The sequence below is a fragment of the Vibrio sp. Vb0937 genome (assembly GCF_033338855.1).
The window spans coordinates 128,019-150,171 of the sequence record NZ_JAWOTK010000003.1 but is presented as its reverse complement, the minus strand read 5'-3'; the positions used below and the strand labels follow the sequence as shown (position 1 = coordinate 150,171).

Sequence of the window (22,153 nt, the reverse complement as noted above, 5' to 3'; positions counted from 1 at the left end):
ACCCGCTAAGAAGCGGGTTATTTCGTCAGTGAGATTGCTGTTCTCAAGCTTATACTTTGAACTGACTGACCTGATGATCTAAACGTTGAGTTTGCTCTGACAACATGGCTAAAGAAGCTTGCGCTTGGTTTACGATTTCCACAATTGAAGTGCTACTGTCTGCAATGCCTTGTACGTTGCTATTTACTTCGTCACTTACTGTACTTTGCTGGCTCGCAGCCGTTGCAATGTGTGTATTCATCTCGTTCATACGTGAAATCGCGTTCAAGATTTCAGAAAGGGATTCACTCGCTCGGCCAGCGGACTTGATCGTTTCATCACTGCTATTTTGGCTACCGCGCATCACTTCTACAGCTTGTCCTGCACCAGATTGTAGCTTTTCAATCATGGTTTGGATTTCTCCCGTACTCTGTTGCGTACGACTGGCTAAAGAACGAACCTCGTCCGCTACCACAGCAAAGCCTCGCCCTTGCTCTCCAGCGCGAGCCGCTTCAATGGCTGCGTTAAGCGCTAATAAGTTTGTTTGCTCGGCAATACCACGAATTACATCCAGTACGGACGCAATGTTACTCACATCATGATCCAATGTGTTAATGACGTGGCTTGCGCTTTCGATTTCACTTGCGAGGCTACGAATTGAGCTAACCGTTTGATCCAAAATAACATTGGTATTGGTAAGTTCATCATTCGCTGTTTGGCTCGCAACCGCAGCTTCGTTAGCGCTATCGCTTACATTTCTGCTGGTGACTTGCATTTCATGCACTGCCGCCGCTACCGCCTCGCTATCTTTTTGCTGAGAAACGGTCGAGTTCGCGATGGTCGTGGTCAACGAGCTAAGATTTGCCATTTCGTTACGTAAGGTATTTGAGCTTTCAATTACCTGAGCGACTGTCATTTGAATTTTGGACACAAACTGGTTAAATGCGTCTGCTAAATTGCCAATTTCGTCTTGTGTTTTTACATCGATTCGCTGACTTAGATCACCTTCACCGGACGCAATTTCTGTCATCGCATTTTTAATATCATTGATAGGCTTCACAACCGTTTGTAACAACAAAAAAGCCATCGCGATAGCGGCAAAAATAACAATCACAATGCCAGCCTCAAGAATGAGTTCTGCTCTTGTTGCAGCCGCTGATATTTCGTCCTTCAATTGGCTTTGCTTTTCTTCTATTGCATCTTTTACAACGTTAAGCTGCGCTCTAACCTCGATAAATTGGTCTTCAAAGGTATGTTTGTGCTCATTGTAGTAACCACGCCATTGAGATTGAGGTAAACGTAGCATCACCTCATAACTTGCTAACCATTTTTCACCCAAAGAGACAAGCGTTCGAACTTCATTACCATGTGTAGAAGGCGTCACACCGGCTTGCGATAGCTCAATCATTTGTTCCATACGCGGCAGCGCTTTGTATGCGTTGTCTTTGTATTCACCGATGTGGTGATCAATATCGGTTTGAGTATCAGAAAGAGCAACACCTTGGATTGCAGATGTAGCTTGGTAAAGATCGCGGTAAGCATCCTCAATCGTTAATAAGTTCGGCACGATCTGTTCGTTGAGTGTCTCACTCAATTCAGATTGCTTCCAACTTGTCATAACGTTTAATACAGAGCTCACAATAAACAATCCAATAATCAATGACAGCGGAATCACTATCTTCTGCTTGATCGTTAAGTTCTGGAACATGAATAGACTCTCTTTATTTATGGTATACAAACTGCCGGAAATTATATCAAACAAATAGAGTATACTATTAGGTAAAAGAGGCTATTCAACATGAAATCTAATGACTTTTTGACAAGGGTTCTAATTTCAACAATTAGTTGATTTTATACAAAATTTAACAAAGAGATCTTTTCAAAAGATGCAAATTAAAATGCTCTTTCAAAACGAAAAATATGTAACAGAAAGTGAATTAAAAGGGACCACATTTTGAAGAATAGATCGACTCAATGATTTACTGAGAACACATACAAAACACAGTTCTTGGATTGAGCACCACCGCGGAATATGCAAAAGTCCGAACATTTCTTCTAAAGCTCAAAAAAACCATTGTTTATCTGACGTATTTAAGGGTAATCCTTGATGATGTTAGTCGTGATGTTGGCAGACAGGGTGCTTACAAGTTTTCGAAGTAACCTGTAGCACAGTGAACGATTCAGATTTTCTTGAGCGCCAAGGCAATAAAAAAGTTTGCTATTTTCCTCTCAAGAGACGCATTCAAGAAAATAATGCAACCTAGTCACAAAGTTTTGCTACATCTTCAGAAAAGAATGATGTTGCTAAACAAATCTGGTGCAGCATACACATTGAAGCTAAACTCGTTTAAGGAACTTTTTCATATCAATATGAGAAAACATAGATTTCTCAAAGTTACACCGACCATTCAACGATTAAACTAATGTTAGCGTACCGGTACGTCCAAAAACTCCATGCATGAACCATTTGAAAGAGCCAAAATGTTCCAACCCAACTTCGCCTCAGTGGAGTGGCGAGTCGTTTCGCTCACTCTCCTACTCTCACTTCCTCACACTGCTCAAGCGGATCCACTAGATAAGGAAATTAGCAACCTTCTCCAACAACGTTTTTCTATCGCGGTTTTGCTGTCCGACACTGACGCAATTGCGTTTGGTATTGGCGACTTTGATCCGAATGCATTATTTGATACCGCCAACCCAGAGTTCGGGACTGACGAGTCAATCAATGAACGTCGAAGCAAATCCGTATATGTTCTCCCTTACACGACTAACTTTGACATAGAGGGCAGCGAGGACTTACATGAGCTGTCGTTTAAGGCATTTACGATACAAACAGAGAATGATCTCAAACTATTCGGCACAAGTAAGGATCTTCTCAAGGAAAGGACATACGGTGCATCGATTGGTTATGGGTATCTATACAAAGCAAGTGAAAACGTCACCCTTAGCACCAGAACGACGACTCACCTTATGCGTTATAAAAACTCATTCTCTACCGATAATAAACTTTCATCCATCATTGGAAGAATCCTAGACGGCCGTGCCGTTAACGTTTCAGCATGGGCGGCAATAGTTCAACCATCCATTAAAGCCAAATACACGTCTCCCACAAGTTGGGGGAAATGGCATGCCAGTTCGACATTGAATTCGTTCATTGGGCACAGCTGGGGAAGCGCAAATAACGGCAATATAGGCAACCCTAAAGGTTGGTACCTATCTAATGAAATCACCGGTTACTACAATATTTATCACGGTGAGCAAGCTTTATTTACCGGGATTAAAAGAGTCGACCTTTCGCATGATTTAAGCGATGAACTGGGAAGTCCGCATTACTACGAAGCTTCTATAGGATGGCTATTTTATGCACCAAAGCCCTTTGATTGGTTGGACAATTTCGGCATAGGCGTTAACTTCAACTACGGCTCGACTCTCAGAGGTGGCAGCATTCAACTTTACTACAACAAACAATAACGCTGTCAGTACAGGAACCAGTTGGTAGCATATATAACAAGAAGAACGAGAAGACACAAAAGGAATGGCAGAGTTAGCGTCTTCGCAAACTTTTTCATGAGACTTGGGTTATCAAACACCACACCTTTCGCTTCTCTTACCCTTCGCTCTTCGTCAAAATGCCATTTAATGGCTAAGTAGGCTCCTATCCCTAATACAATAAGCTTAAAAGCTCCAGCAAAGTAAGGAAAGAAATTAGCCCAACTGTCGTTCATTATCCATCTCCATCAAATTCAATATCAGCTTTGCGGTGGCAGAATCCAAGGTTCATGTAGAATGCCCCCCTCAAAGTCAGACTCTCTGGCTAGCGCCAGTCTACTGCTCGAGATAGCTGCCCACAACTCTCTTTACCATATAGGCATTTATTAATTATTTAATAAATAACAAGAAAGACACTAGCACACTTGCTGAAAAGTAAGTGTCAGTTTGGATTGAAACTCATCAGGAATCGAAAATGGTCCGCAGTCGACTTGTTGATCTAGTGAAAGCCGAATTACCTAGAGCCAAATCGTTCGCTAGTATAAAAATGTAGCCTATCGCACTTCTGGTCGAGTGCTAACGAACTTATGATGCACATGTCATTAGCAGTGCAATTTTAAGTTTATCAATTAGCTAAAGTTTCCCACCTTAACTGCCAGTAAGTTTGCTGTGTTTGAGATGATCTCGACATGACTAGTGTATAAATAGTATGGAGGTTCAAAGTGAAGGCAAGGCAATTTTCCTTACTAAAAATATTGTTTTTGTAATTTTATTTCAGGATTATCGAAACCATCATAAGGATAATTCGAACTAATCTTAATCCATGCTCCTTCAGTTACATTTGCTTTCTTTTACTCACTTCTCGCGACTATTAGTGGCATTTTGAGACAATTTCCTACACTCCTTTCTTTCCCTTAGTTGATATAAATCATGGTTAGAAGAAAACAGAATCACCTGTATTTCTCGATACATGAATCCAAACTGCCCGACTTTTCGTAACTAAATTACAGATAGACACGATTTTTAGTATGGCACGTTTTTGAGGAACCAAGATGTTAGATACCCTCATGCTGTCGCGGATCCAGTTCGCGGCCAATATCAGCTTTCACATTCTCTTCCCGACCATCACCATCGCGTTGGCATGGATGTTGGTGTTTTTCAAGTGGCGATATAACCGCACACAGGCCCCCGTATGGCTCGATGTTTATTACTTCTGGGTCAAGATATTCGCTCTCACTTTCGCCTTGGGTGTGGTATCCGGCATTACGATGAGTTTCCAGTTTGGTACCAACTGGCCAGGCTTTATGGAACGAGTCGGAAACGTAGCTGGACCATTGCTCGGATACGAAGTGATGACCGCCTTCTTTATGGAAGCCACCTTCCTGGGTGTAATGCTTTTTGGACGAGGACGAGTACCGGAATGGGTTCATACTCTCGCCACCGTTCTGGTTGCTGTTGGGACAAGTATGTCCGCATTTTGGATTCTGGTGCTTAACAGCTGGATGCACACACCAAGTGGCTATGAAGTGATTGACGGCATTGTTCATGTGACCAGTTGGAAAGAAGTCATTTTCAATCCTTCTTTACCGTACCGTCTTCTACACACGCTATTAGCATCGGCGCTGACTGCCAGCTTCTTGATTGCAGGTATCTCGGCTTATCAAATAATGAAAAAGTCAGATCACCGCTCAGCCAAACTTGGCCTAAAAGTCGCGCTGTTCGCGGCGGCTGGGTTCATCCCGGTACAAATCTTTGTCGGTGACCTTCACGGGTTAAACACGCTTGAACATCAACCTGCAAAAATTGCAGCGATGGAAGGTGTGTGGGAGACCGAGCAAGGCGCGCCTCTTCTACTATTTGCGATGCCAAATGAAGAAACTCGCAGCAATGATTTTGAAGTGGGCATCCCTAAGTTGGCGAGTTTGATTCTTACGCATGACTTAGACGGGGAAATCCAGGGACTTAACGAGTTTGCGCCTGACCACCCACCAGTGAAGCCCCTGTTCTTTGGTTTCCGCGTGATGGTTGGTGTAGGTGTCCTTATGCTGCTGGTTAGCTGGTATGGCGCGGTGACGCTAGCACGCAAAAAAGCGTTACCTAAACCTTACCTGTACACGGTATTAGCCATGACGTTCTCCGGTTGGATAGCCACATTGGCGGGTTGGTATGTTACTGAGATTGGCCGACAGCCTTGGTTGGTCAGCGGTGTATTGCGTACATCAGAAGCCGTCACCACGGTTGCGAGCAGTAGCGTGATGACTTCGCTCATTATGTACTTAGCCATTTATGCTGCATTGCTGGTTGCGTACATCCATACCCTATTCTATTTGGCGCGCAAAGACATTGCAGCCCATGAAGTCCCACTGACACAACAAGAGGCCTAATCATGCTCGACTATCTACCAGAAATTTATCTTCTGCTGCTTGGCTTCTCGGTCTTTATGTATGCTGTGCTCGACGGCTACGACCTTGGCGTCGGTATCCTTTTACCAAGTGATAATGAAGCGCAACGTGACCGAATGATAGCCTCTATCGGCCCTTTCTGGGACGCGAACGAAACGTGGTTGGTGTTAGCCGTTGGTATTTTGTTGATTGCCTTTCCTACCGCTCACAGTTTGATTTTAACGGAGCTCTATATGCCGACCGCCATAATGCTTATCGCACTGATAATGCGTGGCGTGGCGTTCGATTTCCGAGCCAAAGCGAACTCGGATCATAAACCTCATTGGGATTGGTGCTTCAGAATTGGCTCGCTAATCACCGCACTAACTCAGGGTTACATGGTGGGTCGTTACATCATGGGATTTGAACAATCAACCGAAGCATTTGGCTTTGCTTGGTTAAGCGCACTTTGTGTAGCAGCGGCGTACGTTTACATCGGTGGCGCATGGTTAGTACTAAAAACGGAAGGTGATTTGCAAATACGCTCGGCCCGTTGGTCTCGCCGTGCTGGTTGGTTAGCGGCCTTAGGAATCTTGGTGGTTAGCGTTGTAAACCCAATTGTAAATCAACAAGTTGCCTTGCGTTGGTTCAGCTTCCCAGAAATCTTGTTGCTTGCCCCAGTTCCGTTAATTGTATTGGCAACCATCTTCCTAGTTGATCGCTATTTGCGTCAGGTTCCAATGGTGAATGATCTGGGTGTGCGTTGGCCTTTCTTTGGTGTCACCGTCATTTTCGCGTTGAGCTTTCTCGGTCTTGCGTACAGCTTCTTCCCAGAAGTTGTGCCGGGGTTGATGACCGCACAACAAGCGGCCTCCTCACCTGCGACATTAATAATCGTGGGCTACGGTGTGATGATTGTTATGCCGGTGATATTGCTTTACACCTTTGTGGTATACCGGATCTTCAAAGGCAAAGCGACAGAACTTAGCTACAAGTAGGAAAGGGAATTCCTCAACAAAGCGCCGCTGCTCATGCGGCGTTTTTTTTGCAGTACTCAACGACTAAAGTATCTACCCAAGGCGACTGAGTGGGAACGCTGAGAGAATGTAGCGGCAGCCAGTAGTTTGTTCCTAACTAGAACGAGATAACCGTTTCTCAACTATAGCGATACAGGCACAAAAACAGAAAGAACATTTGATGTTACAAAAGGTAGACCGCCACTTTAAAACGCTTTGAGTATTTTTTTTGCGCTCAATGAGGTGCAAGTATACTTATGCTTTTTATGACTTGTGAACACTCAATTGCATGTTATGTTGCTGTTGAAATAGTACATGAAATAAGGACAAGAACATGAAGATACGATGCGAAACGACGCAAAGCATTGAAAAATTTAACCCAGATGACCTCAATCCAAACACAGATCTCTTTGTTATGATTGCTGTTGTATTCGTGTTCATGGCTGTTTTGCTTAGCATCTAGTAGCAATACGTTCATTCTTGTGGCCGTATTCATACCTCATGTGATATGGGTGCTAAATTCTAGATTAAAGCGGATGGGCTAACCCGCACCAATCAGATTATGGCTGCCTCTGTATAGCTTCTTCAATTTTGGCGTTGTATCGAGGTGAGATATGAACAGTTGGCTTGTAGATAGAGTTGCGTTTGCACTCTGAGTACTCTTATGTACTTTCAATGATGCATTACTTTAGTGCAGATATGAAAAAAGGCCTGATAAATCAGACCTTTTAGAATGTGGCGGTGAGTGAGAGATTCGAACTCTCGATTGCAAGCTACCAAGTTTAAAGCAATTAAAATCAACCACTTAACAATATACCACTTTGAAGGTTTGTACCAGTATTTTGTACAACGGATTCAGTTCAACGGTTTGCAATAAAAAGGCCTTTTGCTATAGCAAGACACCTTTCAGCCTTCTCTTCAAAACCAGCTTGAAAAAACTTGCTACGCACTTAAGATATTACAGAAAGTACAACGTCACTTAGATTTAGGTATACAAAAATGATGCAAATATTGCGCAATACAGCCTTCTTCATTGGTCAAAAAAATACAGTAAACGGTGTATTTCTGTTGATTGCTATAGCACTCTATTTCATTCTCCCAACGCCATATGACTACTTTATTTTAGTAATATTTCTCTTGTGCAATATAGAGTTAGTTATGCCATTTGTGTTTATCGCTTTTATCTATTGGCTAATGCAATAAATATTATTTACTGGAGTTATATATAAACAATACTAGATAAAGAAAAACAATAACATGGTGCAAGCCGTCAGCATTGCACGTACCCATTAGGTATACCCAAACGACTACGGTCAAACCTTGATCAAACAGTACCCAATAGGGTTGAATTTGAATTGTGACCACAATAAAATTTCTAACATCTTAGAGTTAAACGGGTACACCTAATGGCACACATAGCTTATCTACGTGTTTCGACCACAAACCAAAATACAGACCGTCAACTTACAGATTCTGGTATCACCTTTGATAAGAGCTTTACAGATAAATGCAGTGGTGGCTCAACTAAACGACCAGCATTAGAAGCTCTTAAAGACTACGTTCGAGAAGGAGATACAATCCACGTTCATAGCATCGACCGCCTAGCGCGTAATTTGGTTGATTTAAAGCAGCTAATAAACGACTGGACTAACCAAGGTGTTAGCGTGAGATTCCACAAGGAAAACCTAAGCTTTAATGCTGGTGGAAGCGATCATATGTCTGAGCTCATGCTGAACATGCTAGGAGCTGTAGCTCAATTCGAGTTAGCAATGATTCAGGAAAGACGTCAGGAAGGCATTGAGAAAGCTAAAGCAGCAGGGAAATATAAAGGTAGACCAACTAACACAACTAACCACCAGCGTATCGCTGAGCTACGTTCACAAGGAATGTCTTTAAGGAAAATAGCAGCTCAAGTAGGAGTCTCTCTTTCAACAGTACAAAGAGCTCTATCAACAAACCTCAAGTAAGTAAAAATCAAAAAACCAAGCGCACATATTGTGTAAAAATAGCTGGGCAGTGCAATCGTGATGGATTCGCATTACCCCGAACCCTCCCCCCTCCTAGGGTTCCAATCAAACCAAAAAGAGAAACATTAATAATCAGTCATAGACCTACAGGTACATAACACACTATGAATCAATTCATGGCAGATAGCAGATTTGCGTATTTAGACCCTCGAACTCTCATACTCGATCCCGCGATGCAAGCCCGTGACGTTGAACTCATAAAAGACAAACGAGTACGTTCAGCGCAAGAGATTAAGCAAGAGAGTCAAAGCAAGGAGATTCTTGAAGACCTTCGTAATGGACAGCCTATAAGGCAGCCTATCACTGTTTTTGTGGTTGATGATAAGTATTACGTAGTGGATGGTTTCCACCGCACTGGAGCTTGTTTGAAGTACCTTGAAGAAAACCCCGATGCTGAATTGATGATTAACTCGTTGATCATAGAAAACCGTACTTACGCTGAGGCATTCTCAGCAGCCCAAGATGTCAATCAAGCGCATGGGGTTGGAGTTACTAAAGATGAAGTAATGCAAGCTCAGTTTCGCAAGCTAATTGTTAACCGAGAGTTTGACCTAAGCGTCTCTCAAGTATGTGAGCTTGTTGGATGTAGTCGTGGTCAGGCTGCACACATTGCTAACGGCTTAAAAGCTTGTAAAGAAGCATTAGGGACTGACATCGAGATGAACGACTTAGAGAGCTTTGTTGAAGGCCTCCAGTTTGGCTTGGAGTCACGTTATTACCTACCCCAAAGCTGCTGGGACTCTAAGGGGTTTCCGAAGATTAGACGCCTCTCAGATGCTTTTAAGGGCAAAGATAATATATCTGACAAAGATGATGAGCAGTGGGAGCAAAAGCAAATTAAAGACGTCTCAAATAGCATCAGCCGCCTCATTGAGTTCTTTGGAGAGGATATCTTCAGGGAAGGTTTAAGAAAGGTCACTAGGGGATCTCAATTAGGTATCTCGATATCTCAACGGAGTAAGTGGCTGGAACAAGCTGGGACTATCGAAGGGAGTATTCAAGATAAAAATAGTGGAAATAAAGCCCCTAACGTAACCGAAAACTACGACTTTTAGAAATAACATTGCGAGCTCGTAAGCCTTATACAACAAGGCCTACGGGCTATTTAAGACCAAAGTGTACACGTGTGAACAGTGGGGAGACTTTAGGTGTACACAACAGTGTAAACACATTAACTAAAAGCTACCAAAGACGTGGGACAGCCAACCTAGGCAAACAGTCTATTGCTTTCTTCTTAGCCTTCATATCAACCGTACCGTATGCTGCACCGATATTAGCCGGAGCGTGACCAGTGATAGCATCACTAACAGAATCAACCACTCCTAGACCACGCAAAACTGTTCTCAAAGAGTGCCTAAACGAGTGTGATGGCTGCTTGGTTATGCCTACCGTCTTGACCTGTTTACTCCACCACTTACCAATAGCACCAGACCTTTTACCGTGTTTGTTTGGCTTGTGCTCAGGGAATAGAAACTCTCCACAGGACGCCACATAATCCAAAAAGCCTAAATCAATGAGGTGCTCATGAATCGGTACTTGTCGAACAGACTTAACGTTTTTTACGTTCTGCTCTTCACCCTCACGAACATAAATAAAGTGAATATCTTCGTCTGATCGTTGTATATCTGAACTTCTGAGTTGAACCATTTCTTCAATCCGAGAACCCGTATACCTGCATAGAAGAGGCACCCAATAACAAGCCATGCCATAAGGCTTACTAGCAGTGACATCAGTGAATATATCTAGCTTAAATAACTGATTGATCTCACTAGGAGTAAAACCTTTAGCTTCCGCTACCGCAGACTTATTCTGTACTTTAGGAAGTGTTACGCCTTTGTACGGGTTGACGTCTATCAGACCAAGCTCAACAGCATAGCCAAATACAGGAGAAGTCTTTCTGAGAATAGTCTTAACGGTTGAAGGAGATATTGTCTCAAGCCCTTTTGTTTTAACAAGCTCAAGCTGCTCAGGTACTGATTTGTTTCTAATCTCTTTAGCTTTAGACTTAGGCAATTGTAACAGGGTATCTTTGTATTTTGAGATATGACCTCTCGTTACATCAGCAACATCTAGATCCCCTATTATCTCTATAAGACGCTCTATCTGAGACTCAACCTCTGCCAAGGATTGAGAAGCTTTGCCATTAATAGATGCAGACTCAAGGTAACGCTTCAATAGGCTCGAAATGGAGTTCTGAGATGGTTTCAAAGCCCTAGATGGTATCTTATCAGGCTTAGACACTGAAAGGGACTCACTAGCGATTGGAGTGGTCACTGGCTCATACCCAAAGTCTCGCTTGTGACGAGCCAAACAGAGAGACTCAACTCGACGGGCGTAATCGTAAAAAGCGTAAACCAAACGTCTATATGAAGCGCTTGTCTCACATACAACTAAACCTTCTATGTTTAGCTGTTCTTCAATGAAATCTTTCAAGCCTTCCAAAAGCTCTTGATATTCCTCTTCAGTAGCTTTTGACGCATCTAGACCACTAAACTCAAATGTGTCAGATAAGCCGAATACGTGGAGACGCTTATCGCCCTCAACGCCATACCATTCATATCGAAGATAGCAATCATAGTTACCATTACCATCAACCTCATCTTTGACACGCAGATACCAACGCTCGGCAATGATCGCGCAATCACGGACATTAAGCTCAATATCAGATGAATTAGATAGCTTTAAATTAGCGAAGTCGATTTGCTTGAGCGCATCATCAAGATGCTGAGGAAATCGCTGCTTTGCTTCAGAAAGGTTTTTCGTTTGAAGAGATTTCTTGAAGACTGTCTTACCGATTATAGGAACCAGCTTTTTTGGGACAGCCATTCTAAAGTAGTAAACACCAGTCTGAGGATGCTTATAAGGACTTGCCATGATGTTCGACATTGTACCTACTCTTTGTACCAGTAGGCAGCTTACATTAAAACACCAAACCCCTGTATTATAAGAAGTTCTTACACTACAAGGGCTTATAGAATGTGGCGGTGAGTGAGAGATTCGAACTCTCGATACGTTGCCGTATACACACTTTCCAGGCGTGCTCCTTCAGCCACTCGGACAACTCACCGAATCAAATTTTGGTTAGCATCATTGGCTAACGAGGCGCTAATTTAATGATTATGTGCCTGATGGTCAAGGCTAAACATAAAAAAAAGCGCCCTTTTCGAATCGATTGCTCACTAAGTAACTAAATTGAGCAAAACTGGGGCATTTACATGCTTTGAGAATAACCGGGAACACGGAACCAACGGCGGCACATGTCCAAGAAGTACCCATACAACACACCCATGCCACAAGAAATAACAGCGTTACTTGCCACTGCGGTCACAATTTGATCTGTAGACGCGCCAACTGCGAATAAAATACCCGCATAAACTGGAGATTGAAATAGTACATAAGCGACCAGATCAGAGATGTTCTTCATAAAGGAAGACGGCGACACCTTACTACCTTGATGCAGCACCCAATCACGAAAAACCCCATACGGCCAAGCAATGGCGATATTCACTGGAATCGATAGCGTACGCGATGCTAGAGATTGCTCAAATGTCATCCCTGAAATCAAAATCTCGACAATCATCCCTGTGATAAAGCAAAAAACAACCATAGCAAAGGTATCCGCTGCGGCGTGACGAATACAAAATGGTCCACGAGACTTCATTTACAAAACCCTTAAAATCAAACACTGCAATTAATAAAAATAATAAAACTATTAACCACTAAAAAGACACCAAGCCAGTTAATGATGCAATTAGAGCACACAAAAACTAGCTTATGGTTCTGTATTTAAAATTAAGTTGTAAATTTATAACCAACTTTTAAAGTAAAAGTAGTTTTTTTCACCAATGGCGAGTAAAAACGCCTAAAATTACGTAAAAATGGTACAAAAACACGGATTTCACTTACATAAAAAGGGGTTACGATAATTATTTTGGCGTAAAGTTAGAACAAAACTCGGACTGTAAACAGTCACTCCTATAGCTTATGCTACCAAGCTGCGAAAATTCAGAGTATTACCGATATAATCACAGTAGAAGGTCTTGCTGCTTTACTCGTAAAAGTAAAACTGCAAGCCTGTTCATTGCAGGTTAGAAGAGTTTGTCACGAAGCTGGATGACGTATGAATAGTAAGAACAATTCACAGTTGCGCCATATTGATTCAGTTATGGTGAGGCCAGCAAAATCGTTAATGTATCGATATCATCTTGGTCTGGGGATTGCTGACGCTTTAAGTTACTTCTTATCCGTTCAGCGACTGAAGAAACGTCGTCACTGAGTTCAAGGGGAGCCTCCGCAATGATCGCTGAAATAGCCTCAAGTGCTTCATTAAGATGTCCATTATCTAGAGCGACATAGAAGTTGAGTAACCACTTTTCAGCATTAAAGCTATCTGCTGCATTTCCATCAAAGTCCGATTGGTACTGATATAACTGTGTCGCATGAAGATACAGTGCATCATTTAATTCAGACTCCACTATTGGTTTCGCTATTATGTGATCTGCTCCTACATTAATCATACGCTCTTGTGTTTCTTTGAACACATCCGCTGTACAGCCAAAAATCAGTACCGACTTAGCAGGTGAACTCATTGCTCGAATGGCTGATATGGCCCCAACGCCATCTAGAACAGGCATATGATTATCCATCAGTATCAAATCAAATGGTTTGATCGCAACCTCATCGACTGCAAGCTGACCATTTTCGACACTTGTGCACTCAAAGCCCTTGGCTCGGAGGAAAGTTTCCATAATGATCGCATTTGTTCGGTTGTCTTCAACAATGAGTGCTTTCAACCCTTTACAGTTCAATTTATGTGTATTGATTGACTCTACTTTACCTGGCTTGCAAGGTGTAAGGGCAATCTCGACAGTAAAAGTCGTTCCAGCGTCCTCCTGACTCTCTACAACCACTTGCCCACCCATATGTTCCGCGATTTCTTTGACTATTGCTAAACCAAGCCCTGTACCACCAAACCGTCTAGTCGTTGATGACTCCGCTTGCTCAAAAGGACGAAAAATGCGTTTTTGTGCCTCTTTTGAAATACCAATCCCTGTATCTTTTACCTTTAGTATCAGCTTGGTGCCAGCCTTACTCGATTTCTCGGCTAGCTCTACCTCTACTATGCCACGATCGGTGAACTTAACAGCGTTATTGAGTAGATTGAACAGTACTTGACGTAAACGGGCTTTGTCATTGTTGTACCAACGACCCGTTGGTAAATGCGAGACGACTCTAAAGCGAAGACCTTTTTCTGCACACAGCGTTTGATAAACACTCTTGATACTGCCGATAATCGACTCAATTGGGAAAGGCTTATTTTCAAACTCAACATGCCCTTGTTCAATTTTTGAGTAATCTAAAATCTCATTGAGTAATGTCATCATGTGATCACCTGAATCATAAAGTGTTCTCAGGTGCTTACGCTGCTCATCGGTAAGTGGTGTTTTTAACAGTATCTGGGCAGTTCCTAGTACACCGTTCATTGGTGTGCGAATCTCGTGGGACAATGTGGCTAAGAATGCCGTTTTAGCGTTTGTCGAAGCCTGAGCTTTTATTCTCTCCTGCTCTAAATAGATCGTCTTTTCATTGAACTTCTCGATAAGCTGTCCGATTTCGTCATCGCTATCATAGTCAATATCTATGATCCCACCAGTTTTCGAGTCATCAATCTTAGCGGCAATGCGAACAATTGGTTCAACAATATAGCGATTCAGTAAGTAGTAACCGACCAAGACACACAAGAGCAAAAATGGAATGATCCTCCCCTCAACGCTCATCACTTGTTCAAACACTTGATCAGCGACTTTAGCTTTTGCGTTGACAACTTCCATGCGCCAATCGAACTCTCCGAAATCAAGCTCGCTGACATAAATTTCGTCCGTCAGTTGAAAGTTGTGTTCAATAATCACGTTTGAGTCAGCATCGCGAACCACTACCCCCAAAGAATGCTGGTTCGTGTGCTCTCGAATAAACTGAAAAAGTGCATCAAGTGATAGGTCTACCGTTACAACTCCAGCGAATCGACCGTTTTGGTAGTACGGAGAAGACGCGGTAATCATCTGGACCTGAGTAAAGGTATCGATGTAAACCGTAGACCAACTAACAGAACCTACCGGAGCATCGGCGGCAGCGACATACCAGGGTTCATTATCATAACCGCCAGATTCGGGGTTATTGTAGGAGTGAATTTGGTCAATACCACTATCACTGTTTTTATTGAAGAATAGACTTCTATATCTCCATTGTTCTGCTTTGAGCTCGGGTTTAGGCCATACGCCACCACTAACAAGCATCTTGTCACTCAATTGAAGAATATGTGGAATTATTGTGTTGAGAGATTGAATATTTTCAGTCCCTTGGGCTAGCCCTACTAAGCTGCTCAATACACCTGTAGAACTGAGGAGGGGCTCTTTTATCTCAAGAGCCAGGAGTTGGGTACGTAACTCTAGGTTTTGCTCTAGCTTTTGTCTAACCGGTGGCTCAACAACCAAATAGGCGACAGAACCGATAGTGGCGATAAAGAAGCACAGGTAAAGTGTTAGGGCGAGAATGCTTTTTTTTCTAAGTGATGAGCGAATTTCCATAGATGTGTGAATCATTCCCTAATATCGATTTATCACTAATTGATTGGTAAGATGAGCGCAATCAACCAGCCCATTAACAAATGGTATTCTATTTTGAAACTACAAGACATCCTTTCTCTCCCAGAACTTGACGGTAAACTACTAAACCTAGCAAAAACTCAAGGCTTTGTAACAGCGATGGCTGCAGCGCCAAACGTATTAATGCCTCAAGAGTGGTTGCCATTCTTATGGGGTGGAGAAGAAACAGCGCCATTTACTGACGGTGAGCAACTAGAGCAATACATTGACGAGATTGTACAAATGTGGAACCAAACTCGTCCCGCTCTCCTAGAAGGCACTTGGCAGTGGCCTGCAGGGTGCGCGCTAGATGAGCAAGACATTGTAACAAGTCAGGCTCGCGATTTCTGTGAAGGTGTATTACAAGGCTGGCAACTTGCGCGTGATGACTGGGAAACGTTGATGCCTGAGGATAGCGAAGATAATGCCCTACTCGGTGGTGTTTTACTTTCTCTTACTATGCTTTACGACCCAGAAACGACCATTGAAACATTGGCCGAACAAGGTATGGAAGGCTTAGAGCAGTTTGAGGAAATCTTCAATGCAATGCCAGTGATGTTATGTGGTCTTACCCAGCGCGGTGTTGCATTAGCTGAAGAACAATAGACGCAACGCTGTCGACCATCAAGATTGAACGGCTGAATAGACAAAAAGCTCTCCAAATGGAGAGCTTTTTTGATCATGTTAAAATTACATGTGGAATATACCGCGCCATATCTTGAGTCACTAAGCTACTGTCTTCCCTAATCGAAATACCGGCAGCTCTATCATTGACCAACCAACTGCCAATTAACGTATGGTTTTGCCCAAACTTAGGTAGTGGATGGTATTGCTGGACGATATTAAATTTAGATTCATAAGGCCCTGACGTTTTAACAAAACGTTTTCCATCGATGACGATCTCGATGTTCGCGCCCTCTCGAGAAAATAGTGGCTTGATGACATAATCTCTCATAGTGTTCGCTTTTGAATCGTTAGCAAAATAAGCGGGCAAAAGGTTCGGGTGGTTAGGAAAGCGCTCCCACAATAACGGTAAAAGTGCTTTATTGGATAGAATCGACTTCCACATCGGTTCTAACCAGTTTACGTTCGCAGTCGCTAAGTACTTCGCATATTCCTCTTCAAACATAAACTCCCAAGGGTAAAGCTTAAACATCCAACGAATCGCTCTGTCGTCAGCATCCACAAACAGACCATCTTCCGTCACTCCAATATCTTCGACATGCACGAATGCCGTTGCTAACCCTGCCTCTCGCGCGCAATCCTCTAAATACTGGACAGTCCCTTTATCTTCTTCAGTGTACTTGCAGCAGCTAAAGTGAAGTGTTTGTCCTGGTTGGTATTTTGCTATTTCGGCAAAGCGCTCGATCAAAAAGTCTTGAAGAATATTGAATTGATCCGCGCTCTGGTGAACTCGACCTTTATTTACAACATCTTCTAGCCACACCCACTGCCAAAAGCCAGTTTCAAACAAGCTGGTTGGCGTATCCGCATTGTTTTCCAGTAATTTTGCTGGCGAGGTCCCGTTGTACGCGAAATCCAGCCGCGAATAAAGCGAAGGTTCGCTTCGTCTCCATGAAGAAGCGACCTGCTCCCACATAGATTCAGGGATCGCACATTGCGTCAGCAACCGCTCACTCCGAACGACTTCATCCACAATAGCCAGGCACATCTGATGCAGCTCTTCAGTGGGCGCTTCTATATCGCGCTCAATTTGCTCCAGCGTGAATTGATAGTAAGCACTCTCATCCCAATACGGTTGGTCATACATGGTATGGAAACCAAAACCAAACTGGCGTGCTAATTCACGCCAGTTTTCGCGCTCTTGTATTTCTCGTCGAAACATAGTGCTTTTTAACCGCCTCGACTGACCGACACCGCTTTACCAAACCCGCCTCGAGACATCGCCCTGCCAATGGTGCCGCCACCACGTTTATTAAGGCTATTCGTCGCAACTTTGGTCGGCTGATTTCGGTAGGAGCCAAAGAATTGTCCTGCTCCATTATAGAATTTGGATTTATAACGGTACATCGGCTCTGAGTAATAGCTCTTGTTATAACCTTTCAACCCGCTTAATGAGCGACTGTAAAAAAAACCGCCAAAGTTAGGTACATAAGCTCGGGAACTGGAACTGTAGTAACAATCATCCTCGTAGAAATCATTCTCGCATTCGAACTCGCTGCGGTAGCGAGGGGCATTTTGTTCGGCACGAGCTAAAGCTTCTTGGTATGCAATGTCACACTGTTCACTAAACTCAGGCGAGTTAGATTTACACTCATCAGCATCAGAAAAAATGTACCCTTCTGTTTTTGACTCGTACGTAGCAAAGAAGAAAATACCACCAAAGGCAGCAAAGGGAAGAATTTTCCCAAGCTTTAAGCTTTTGTCCATGGAAGAACGTTTAACGTTAGAACTCCGCTTCATCGTTCCTCCTAGTAAGTCATGCAAGCGGCATTCAATACGCCGACCGAAACAGAAACTGCGGCTAATACAATACCGGCTGGCAGTTCATCTTTTTCGATACGCTCTGCCACTTTCGGAAGTAAAATAAAGCGTACAATTGCAAATGCGATAATTTGAGCAAGCATTGCAACAACGCCCCACACCATAAAATCGACGATATTGACCGAGTTTTTTGCCGCCCCCGAAATCGCGAGACAATAACCAAGGAAGGCCCCACTTAGCGCAATCGCTGCTGCTGTATTTTGTTTTTCTTTGATCAGATGCCACTCATCGTATGGCGTCAACTTGACGTAGATGAACTTAAACGCCAATACAAAAATAATAGAAACAGAGAAATAGAGTAAAAAGTTTGGGAAGCCTGCTAACAGGCCGGCAATCATGTGCATTATTGTTCCTTGTTCATTTCTTTCCAGGCAAAATCTTCAATACGTTCATCTGCAATGTAAAACAGCTTGGTACTCGCGGGTACTTCAGCATCTAAATCTGGGTTGAGTTGAATACCATCGCCAATATCAAAAGCAATCAGCGTGGCATGATGGCGTCTTTTGAGAAAAACGAAGAGATTCTCAATAGTGGTGGCAGACTGACCCTCGGGATAAATAACTGAGTATTGCGTCATACCTCGTGTTGAAGCCAAAAGCTCCTGATGAAGCGCACTTGAGCCCGGGTCAACCGCCGCTTTTGCCAACATTTCTGCGCCAACAGCAGGTATGCATTCCGCTTTCGGGCAATGCTGACTTAGAAGTCGGCCTAGCGCTTCATCTTTAAAGTAAGCGACCAAATGAGCGGAAGGGTTTACAGATGCGCAGTATAGAGCGGCTGACAAGGTAATGTCGTCCGAGAGATTATCCACAATAATGCAAGCGGCTTCGGCAATATTGGCGTTTTTCATTTCTTGCGAATCGGTATAACTGGTCACTTTGATAAAACTGATTTCGCCAGGTAACGGGTTCTCTATTTCTGAACGGCTGCATAAAACAATCGGACGCTTTCCCTCTTCTTCATGTTGTAACATGCGAATAAGGTGCATCGTTCTCGATCCATTCCAGCCCAACAATACAATATGGTTTTCCACTCTTACTCTCCGTTTTCCTAAAATACCCGCTCGCCAATAGTCCATCGCTGCTCCAGCGACACGCCCCAATAATGCGGCGAATAAGCTCAAACCGCCGGGGATTACAAATAGTACGACAACCCATTTACCCAAATCTGTTACTGGAGAATGGTCGCCATAACCCACCGTACTCGCCGTAACCATGAGGTAATAGATAAAGTTAGCGAAACTGTCTGTTAATGCTGTTTCACCAGCGAGAACCAGCAGCCACCATGAAAGGCTCACATATAAGCCACTAAAGATGAGAAGGCTTCGGTTGCTCAATTTAAAAAGGTGTGAACTAAGCCACTTTTTAACTACTAACCACACCGCCATAAATTTATGACCTCGATATTCATTGATTGCATCAATAGTAACTCATTGATAGTAAGACACAAAAAAACCAGCCATATTCGGCTGGTTTTTGAGATTTACTTTCAGTTACGCCTACTTTTTAAGCATTACCTTTCACTTGCATATTTAGCTGCTCAGCAAAATCTAGCATGCGGTTAAGCGGTATAAGGGATTTAACACGCAGTTCTTCGTCAACAAAAATCTCGTGCTCTTCACCACCTTCACTAAGCGCTTTCTCAATTGCTTTCAAACCGTTCATTGCCATCCAAGGACAGTGTGCACAGCTGCGACATGTTGCGCCTGCACCTGCGGTTGGCGCTTCGATAAGTTCTTTCTCTGGCACAAGTTGCTGCATTTTAAAGAAAATGCCTTTGTCTGTCGCAACGATCATTTGTTTGTGAGGAAGCTCTTTCGCTGCTTTGATCAGCTGACTCGTTGATCCAACGGCATCGGCAAGTTCTACGACGCTTGCTGGTGACTCAGGGTGAACCAAAATAGCCGCATCTGGATACACGCTCTTCATTTTTCGTAGCGCATCAGCAGAGAACTCATCATGAACCACACACTCACCCTGCCAAAGCAGCATATCTGCGCCAGTTTTGTTAGCGATGTACGATCCTAGGTGACGGTCTGGTCCCCAAATAATTGGCTTATCTTCAGCGTCTAAGTGTTCCACGATTTCAAGCGCAATGCTCGATGTAACGACCCAGTCGGCACGGGCTTTAACCGCTGCTGAAGTATTTGCGTAAACTACAACCGTATGATCAGGGTGAGCATCACAAAACTCGCTGAACTTATCCGCAGGACAGCCAAGGTCAAGCGAACATTCCGCTTCCAACGTTGGCATTAGAATGCGCTTTTCTGGTGTCAGAATTTTGGCCGACTCGCCCATAAAGCGAACACCACCAATAATCAATGTACTTGCAGGGTGACGATTACCAAACTTCGCCATTTCCAACGAGTCACCAACAAACCCGCCAGTGTCTTCAGCTAGGGCTTGAATCTCAGGGTCGGTATAGTAGTGCGCGATAAGTACCGCATCTTTTTCTTTGAGTAACTTTTTAATACGCTCAATGTAAGATGCTTTTTCTTCTTCGCTTAATGGAACTGGTTTCGGTGGGAATGGGTAAACAGTGTCGATTTTATCTAATATATGGCTCATTGCTCTTGCTCTACGCAACTTCCTTTAATCCGAGTATTGTAACCTCGTTAATTTTCAAAAACCAACTTGTCGCGGGGATTTCTAGCGGTCTAGCCGTATATCTTTGTTACAGGTAGCATTTCCGAGTAGCGAAATTCGGTGCAACATAAGGTCAGAGGCTCTGCATCATTGCTATCGACTTAGCCGTTCTGCACCAACAGAAAATGGAAAAGAAAAAGGAAGCCGAAGCTTCCTTTTCAAAACATAACGTCTTACAGCTTAGAGCTGGCAAGTTTTGCAGATGCACTACCTGGGTATTCATCAACCACTTGTTGGTAGTACTTTTTCGCTTGAGCTGCATTGTTATTACGCTCAGCGATTTCGCCTAACTTAAGCAACGCATCGGCTCGCTTATTGGAGTCTTTATAAGACACCACAGCGGCAAAACTTTTCACTGCATCCTCATCCTGCTTTTTAGCGAAGTACAACTGACCTAACCAGTAGTGAGAATTCGCTGAATATGTAGAATCAGGATAATCTTTCTGGAACTGCTGGAACGCTGCAATTGCGCCAGTGTAATCACGCTTTTTGAGAATGAGGTCAACTGCATTCTGATATGCCGTTTGCTCATCAACATTTGGAGTGTACTGACCACCTGTTTTCACAGGTTGTGCTTCTTGTGCAGGTGCGGATTTTATCTCTCCACGAACACGATCCAGCTCGACAAACAACTCACGTTGACGTTGCAACATTTGTTTCATTTCGTAGCTATTTCGCTCTAATTGACCACGCAATTCACTGATCTCTTGTGACATTTGGTCAATTTGCTGTTGCATTTGGAGCTGAACGCGATTGCGATTTTGTAGCAAACGTTCTAGACGCTCTACTTCCGTTTCAGATGAACGGCTCTTAGAGACGGATGATGTGCTGTTGAGATCGGATACTGGAGCTGGTGCAGCGAACGCAAAGTTCGCTGCACTTGCCAGTAACGTAAGCGCAACAGCGCGCTTAGTGTTACTGAACATGAGGATTACCTCGAATTAGTATACTAGAACCGCGCGACGGTTCTTAGCGTAAACTTCATCTGATTGACCTAGAAGAAGTGGCTTCTCTTCACCGTAGCTAACGATTGAGATTTGGTCAGCTTGAACACCTAGTGCTTGTAGGTAGTTCGCTACTGCTTGCGCACGACGCTCACCTAGAGCAATGTTGTACTCAGGAGTACCACGCTCATCAGCGTGACCTTCGATAGTTACGTTAAGTGCTGGGTTCTTGCTTAGGTAAGAAGCGTGAGCCGCTAGCATCTCTTCGTAATCTGCTGCAATTGTTGAGTTGTCAAAAGCAAAGTAGATTGTTTGAGTTTCACGTAGCGCTTGCTCTTTTAGCTCTTGCTCTGTCAACTGACCGCTTTGATCAATTGGCGTAGCTACTGTTGTTTCCACTGCGCCATTGTTGTTTGTTGCTGCACCAGTGTTAGAAGCAGCGTCGTCGCTTGAACTACACGCTGTAACAGCCATTACAGGAAGCGCGATTAGTAGCCCTTTTAGAACCTTGTTCAGTTGCATCTTA

19 protein-coding genes and 2 tRNA genes are annotated in these 22,153 nt (G+C 43.4%); 7 read left to right on the top strand and 14 right to left on the bottom strand.

Annotation, left to right across the window (positions count from 1 at the left end; translation table 11 throughout):
• Positions 1 to 49: 49 nt before the first annotated feature.
• The gene (locus tag R7P67_RS07555) at positions 50 to 1,687 is read right to left on the bottom strand and encodes a methyl-accepting chemotaxis protein (RefSeq protein WP_213969477.1); all 1,638 of its coding nucleotides are present in this window, start codon (positions 1,685 to 1,687) and stop codon (positions 50 to 52) included.
• Between the two features lie 773 nt (positions 1,688 to 2,460).
• Here R7P67_RS07555 and R7P67_RS07550 point away from each other — a divergent pair.
• Entirely contained in the window at positions 2,461 to 3,450 is a 990-nt protein-coding gene (locus R7P67_RS07550) for a Solitary outer membrane autotransporter beta-barrel domain (RefSeq protein WP_172563326.1), read from the top strand.
• A gap of 5 nt (positions 3,451 to 3,455) precedes the next feature.
• Here the strand turns inward: R7P67_RS07550 and R7P67_RS07545 are convergent, their stop codons facing one another.
• A complete protein-coding gene (locus R7P67_RS07545; RefSeq protein WP_262652523.1) occupies positions 3,456 to 3,704 on the bottom strand; it encodes a hypothetical protein in 249 nt (82 codons plus the stop codon).
• Between the two features lie 816 nt (positions 3,705 to 4,520).
• On the opposite strand from R7P67_RS07545, the gene R7P67_RS07540 reads away from it, so the two are divergent.
• The 3 genes from R7P67_RS07540 (at position 4,521) to R7P67_RS07530 (ending at position 7,328) form a co-directional block, all read left to right on the top strand.
• A complete protein-coding gene (locus R7P67_RS07540; RefSeq protein ID WP_206969718.1) occupies positions 4,521 to 5,852 on the top strand; it encodes a cytochrome ubiquinol oxidase subunit I in 1,332 nt (443 codons plus the stop codon).
• A gap of 2 nt (positions 5,853 to 5,854) precedes the next feature.
• A complete protein-coding gene (locus tag R7P67_RS07535; protein ID WP_005388401.1) occupies positions 5,855 to 6,847 on the top strand; it encodes a cytochrome d ubiquinol oxidase subunit II in 993 nt (330 codons plus the stop codon).
• 352 nt (positions 6,848 to 7,199) lie between these two features.
• Positions 7,200 to 7,328, top strand: coding sequence for a hypothetical protein (locus R7P67_RS07530; protein WP_257789285.1), 129 nt, complete (start codon positions 7,200 to 7,202; stop codon positions 7,326 to 7,328).
• Positions 7,329 to 7,601: 273 nt separating this feature from the next.
• Here the strand turns inward: R7P67_RS07530 and R7P67_RS07525 are convergent.
• A tRNA-OTHER gene (locus tag R7P67_RS07525) sits at positions 7,602 to 7,674 on the bottom strand.
• 597 nt (positions 7,675 to 8,271) lie between these two features.
• On the opposite strand from R7P67_RS07525, the gene R7P67_RS07520 reads away from it, so the two are divergent.
• Together R7P67_RS07520 and R7P67_RS07515 are read left to right on the top strand one after the other, a co-directional pair.
• Positions 8,272 to 8,832: a recombinase family protein gene (locus tag R7P67_RS07520; RefSeq protein WP_025789109.1), complete on the top strand. Its 561-nt coding sequence runs from the start codon at positions 8,272 to 8,274 to the stop codon at positions 8,830 to 8,832.
• 176 nt (positions 8,833 to 9,008) lie between these two features.
• Positions 9,009 to 9,947: a hypothetical protein gene (locus R7P67_RS07515; RefSeq protein WP_224723833.1), complete on the top strand. Its 939-nt coding sequence runs from the start codon at positions 9,009 to 9,011 to the stop codon at positions 9,945 to 9,947.
• A 127-nt stretch (positions 9,948 to 10,074) separates the two neighbouring features.
• Here the strand turns inward: R7P67_RS07515 and R7P67_RS07510 are convergent, their stop codons facing one another.
• The 4 genes from R7P67_RS07510 to R7P67_RS07495 all read right to left on the bottom strand — a co-directional run bounded on the left by R7P67_RS07510 (position 10,075) and on the right by R7P67_RS07495 (position 15,476).
• The gene (locus tag R7P67_RS07510) at positions 10,075 to 11,778 is read right to left on the bottom strand and encodes a site-specific integrase (protein ID WP_025789108.1); all 1,704 of its coding nucleotides are present in this window, start codon (positions 11,776 to 11,778) and stop codon (positions 10,075 to 10,077) included.
• Positions 11,779 to 11,871: 93 nt separating this feature from the next.
• Positions 11,872 to 11,959, bottom strand: a tRNA-Ser gene (locus R7P67_RS07505).
• A 144-nt stretch (positions 11,960 to 12,103) separates the two neighbouring features.
• Positions 12,104 to 12,553: an L-alanine exporter AlaE gene (locus R7P67_RS07500; protein WP_005378276.1), complete on the bottom strand. Its 450-nt coding sequence runs from the start codon at positions 12,551 to 12,553 to the stop codon at positions 12,104 to 12,106.
• A 502-nt stretch (positions 12,554 to 13,055) separates the two neighbouring features.
• Complete coding sequence (locus R7P67_RS07495; RefSeq protein ID WP_167415677.1) at positions 13,056 to 15,476, bottom strand: hybrid sensor histidine kinase/response regulator; 2,421 nt, start codon at positions 15,474 to 15,476, stop codon at positions 13,056 to 13,058.
• Between the two features lie 51 nt (positions 15,477 to 15,527).
• Here R7P67_RS07495 and R7P67_RS07490 point away from each other — a divergent pair, with 51 nt between their 5' ends.
• The gene (locus R7P67_RS07490; RefSeq protein ID WP_005378278.1) at positions 15,528 to 16,139 is read left to right on the top strand and encodes a YecA family protein; all 612 of its coding nucleotides are present in this window, start codon (positions 15,528 to 15,530) and stop codon (positions 16,137 to 16,139) included.
• Positions 16,140 to 16,212: 73 nt separating this feature from the next.
• Here the strand turns inward: R7P67_RS07490 and R7P67_RS07485 are convergent, their stop codons facing one another.
• The 7 genes from R7P67_RS07485 to pal form a co-directional block, all read right to left on the bottom strand.
• Complete coding sequence (locus tag R7P67_RS07485) at positions 16,213 to 17,379, bottom strand: glutathionylspermidine synthase family protein (RefSeq protein WP_005378279.1); 1,167 nt, start codon at positions 17,377 to 17,379, stop codon at positions 16,213 to 16,215.
• A gap of 8 nt (positions 17,380 to 17,387) precedes the next feature.
• Positions 17,388 to 17,957 carry a DUF1190 domain-containing protein gene (locus R7P67_RS07480; protein WP_025766906.1) on the bottom strand — a complete coding sequence of 190 codons (570 nt, stop codon included), beginning with the start codon at positions 17,955 to 17,957 and terminating at the stop codon, positions 17,388 to 17,390.
• A gap of 8 nt (positions 17,958 to 17,965) precedes the next feature.
• Complete coding sequence (locus R7P67_RS07475; protein ID WP_005378281.1) at positions 17,966 to 18,382, bottom strand: DUF350 domain-containing protein; 417 nt, start codon at positions 18,380 to 18,382, stop codon at positions 17,966 to 17,968.
• Entirely contained in the window at positions 18,382 to 19,425 is a 1,044-nt protein-coding gene (locus tag R7P67_RS07470; protein WP_017635053.1) for a potassium channel protein, read from the bottom strand. The genes R7P67_RS07475 and R7P67_RS07470 overlap by 1 nt, the downstream gene beginning before the upstream one ends.
• 118 nt (positions 19,426 to 19,543) lie before the next feature.
• Positions 19,544 to 20,605 carry a quinolinate synthase NadA gene (nadA, locus tag R7P67_RS07465; protein ID WP_064367997.1) on the bottom strand — a complete coding sequence of 354 codons (1,062 nt, stop codon included), beginning with the start codon at positions 20,603 to 20,605 and terminating at the stop codon, positions 19,544 to 19,546.
• Between the two features lie 251 nt (positions 20,606 to 20,856).
• Positions 20,857 to 21,609, bottom strand: a complete 753-nt coding sequence (ybgF, locus tag R7P67_RS07460; RefSeq protein WP_167415111.1) for a tol-pal system protein YbgF — start codon at positions 21,607 to 21,609, stop codon at positions 20,857 to 20,859.
• Between the two features lie 15 nt (positions 21,610 to 21,624).
• Positions 21,625 to 22,149, bottom strand: coding sequence for a peptidoglycan-associated lipoprotein Pal (gene pal / locus R7P67_RS07455; protein WP_005378293.1), 525 nt, complete (start codon positions 22,147 to 22,149; stop codon positions 21,625 to 21,627).
• Between the last annotated feature and the right edge of the window lie 4 nt (positions 22,150 to 22,153).

Excerpts from the sequence above, each read along its gene's own strand:
- R7P67_RS07470 (WP_017635053.1), bottom strand. The coding sequence starts at position 19,425 with ATGGCGGTGTGGTTAGTAGTTAAAAAGTGGCTTAGTTCACACCTTTTT.
- R7P67_RS07500 (WP_005378276.1), bottom strand. The coding sequence starts at position 12,553 with ATGAAGTCTCGTGGACCATTTTGTATTCGTCACGCCGCAGCGGATACC.
- R7P67_RS07485 (WP_005378279.1), bottom strand. The coding sequence starts at position 17,379 with ATGTTTCGACGAGAAATACAAGAGCGCGAAAACTGGCGTGAATTAGCA.
- R7P67_RS07475 (WP_005378281.1), bottom strand. The coding sequence starts at position 18,382 with ATGCACATGATTGCCGGCCTGTTAGCAGGCTTCCCAAACTTTTTACTC.
- R7P67_RS07550 (WP_172563326.1), top strand. The coding sequence starts at position 2,461 with ATGTTCCAACCCAACTTCGCCTCAGTGGAGTGGCGAGTCGTTTCGCTC.
- R7P67_RS07515 (WP_224723833.1), top strand. The coding sequence starts at position 9,009 with ATGGCAGATAGCAGATTTGCGTATTTAGACCCTCGAACTCTCATACTC.
- R7P67_RS07490 (WP_005378278.1), top strand. The coding sequence starts at position 15,528 with ATGAGCGCAATCAACCAGCCCATTAACAAATGGTATTCTATTTTGAAA.
- R7P67_RS07520 (WP_025789109.1), top strand. The coding sequence starts at position 8,272 with ATGGCACACATAGCTTATCTACGTGTTTCGACCACAAACCAAAATACA.
- R7P67_RS07530 (WP_257789285.1), top strand. The coding sequence starts at position 7,200 with ATGAAGATACGATGCGAAACGACGCAAAGCATTGAAAAATTTAACCCA.
- R7P67_RS07555 (WP_213969477.1), bottom strand. The coding sequence starts at position 1,687 with ATGTTCCAGAACTTAACGATCAAGCAGAAGATAGTGATTCCGCTGTCA.
- R7P67_RS07545 (WP_262652523.1), bottom strand. The coding sequence starts at position 3,704 with ATGAACGACAGTTGGGCTAATTTCTTTCCTTACTTTGCTGGAGCTTTT.
- pal (WP_005378293.1), bottom strand. The coding sequence starts at position 22,149 with ATGCAACTGAACAAGGTTCTAAAAGGGCTACTAATCGCGCTTCCTGTA.
- R7P67_RS07535 (WP_005388401.1), top strand. The coding sequence starts at position 5,855 with ATGCTCGACTATCTACCAGAAATTTATCTTCTGCTGCTTGGCTTCTCG.
- ybgF (WP_167415111.1), bottom strand. The coding sequence starts at position 21,609 with ATGTTCAGTAACACTAAGCGCGCTGTTGCGCTTACGTTACTGGCAAGT.
- R7P67_RS07480 (WP_025766906.1), bottom strand. The coding sequence starts at position 17,957 with ATGAAGCGGAGTTCTAACGTTAAACGTTCTTCCATGGACAAAAGCTTA.
- nadA (WP_064367997.1), bottom strand. The coding sequence starts at position 20,605 with ATGAGCCATATATTAGATAAAATCGACACTGTTTACCCATTCCCACCG.
- R7P67_RS07510 (WP_025789108.1), bottom strand. The coding sequence starts at position 11,778 with ATGTCGAACATCATGGCAAGTCCTTATAAGCATCCTCAGACTGGTGTT.
- R7P67_RS07540 (WP_206969718.1), top strand. The coding sequence starts at position 4,521 with ATGTTAGATACCCTCATGCTGTCGCGGATCCAGTTCGCGGCCAATATC.
- R7P67_RS07495 (WP_167415677.1), bottom strand. The coding sequence starts at position 15,476 with ATGGAAATTCGCTCATCACTTAGAAAAAAAAGCATTCTCGCCCTAACA.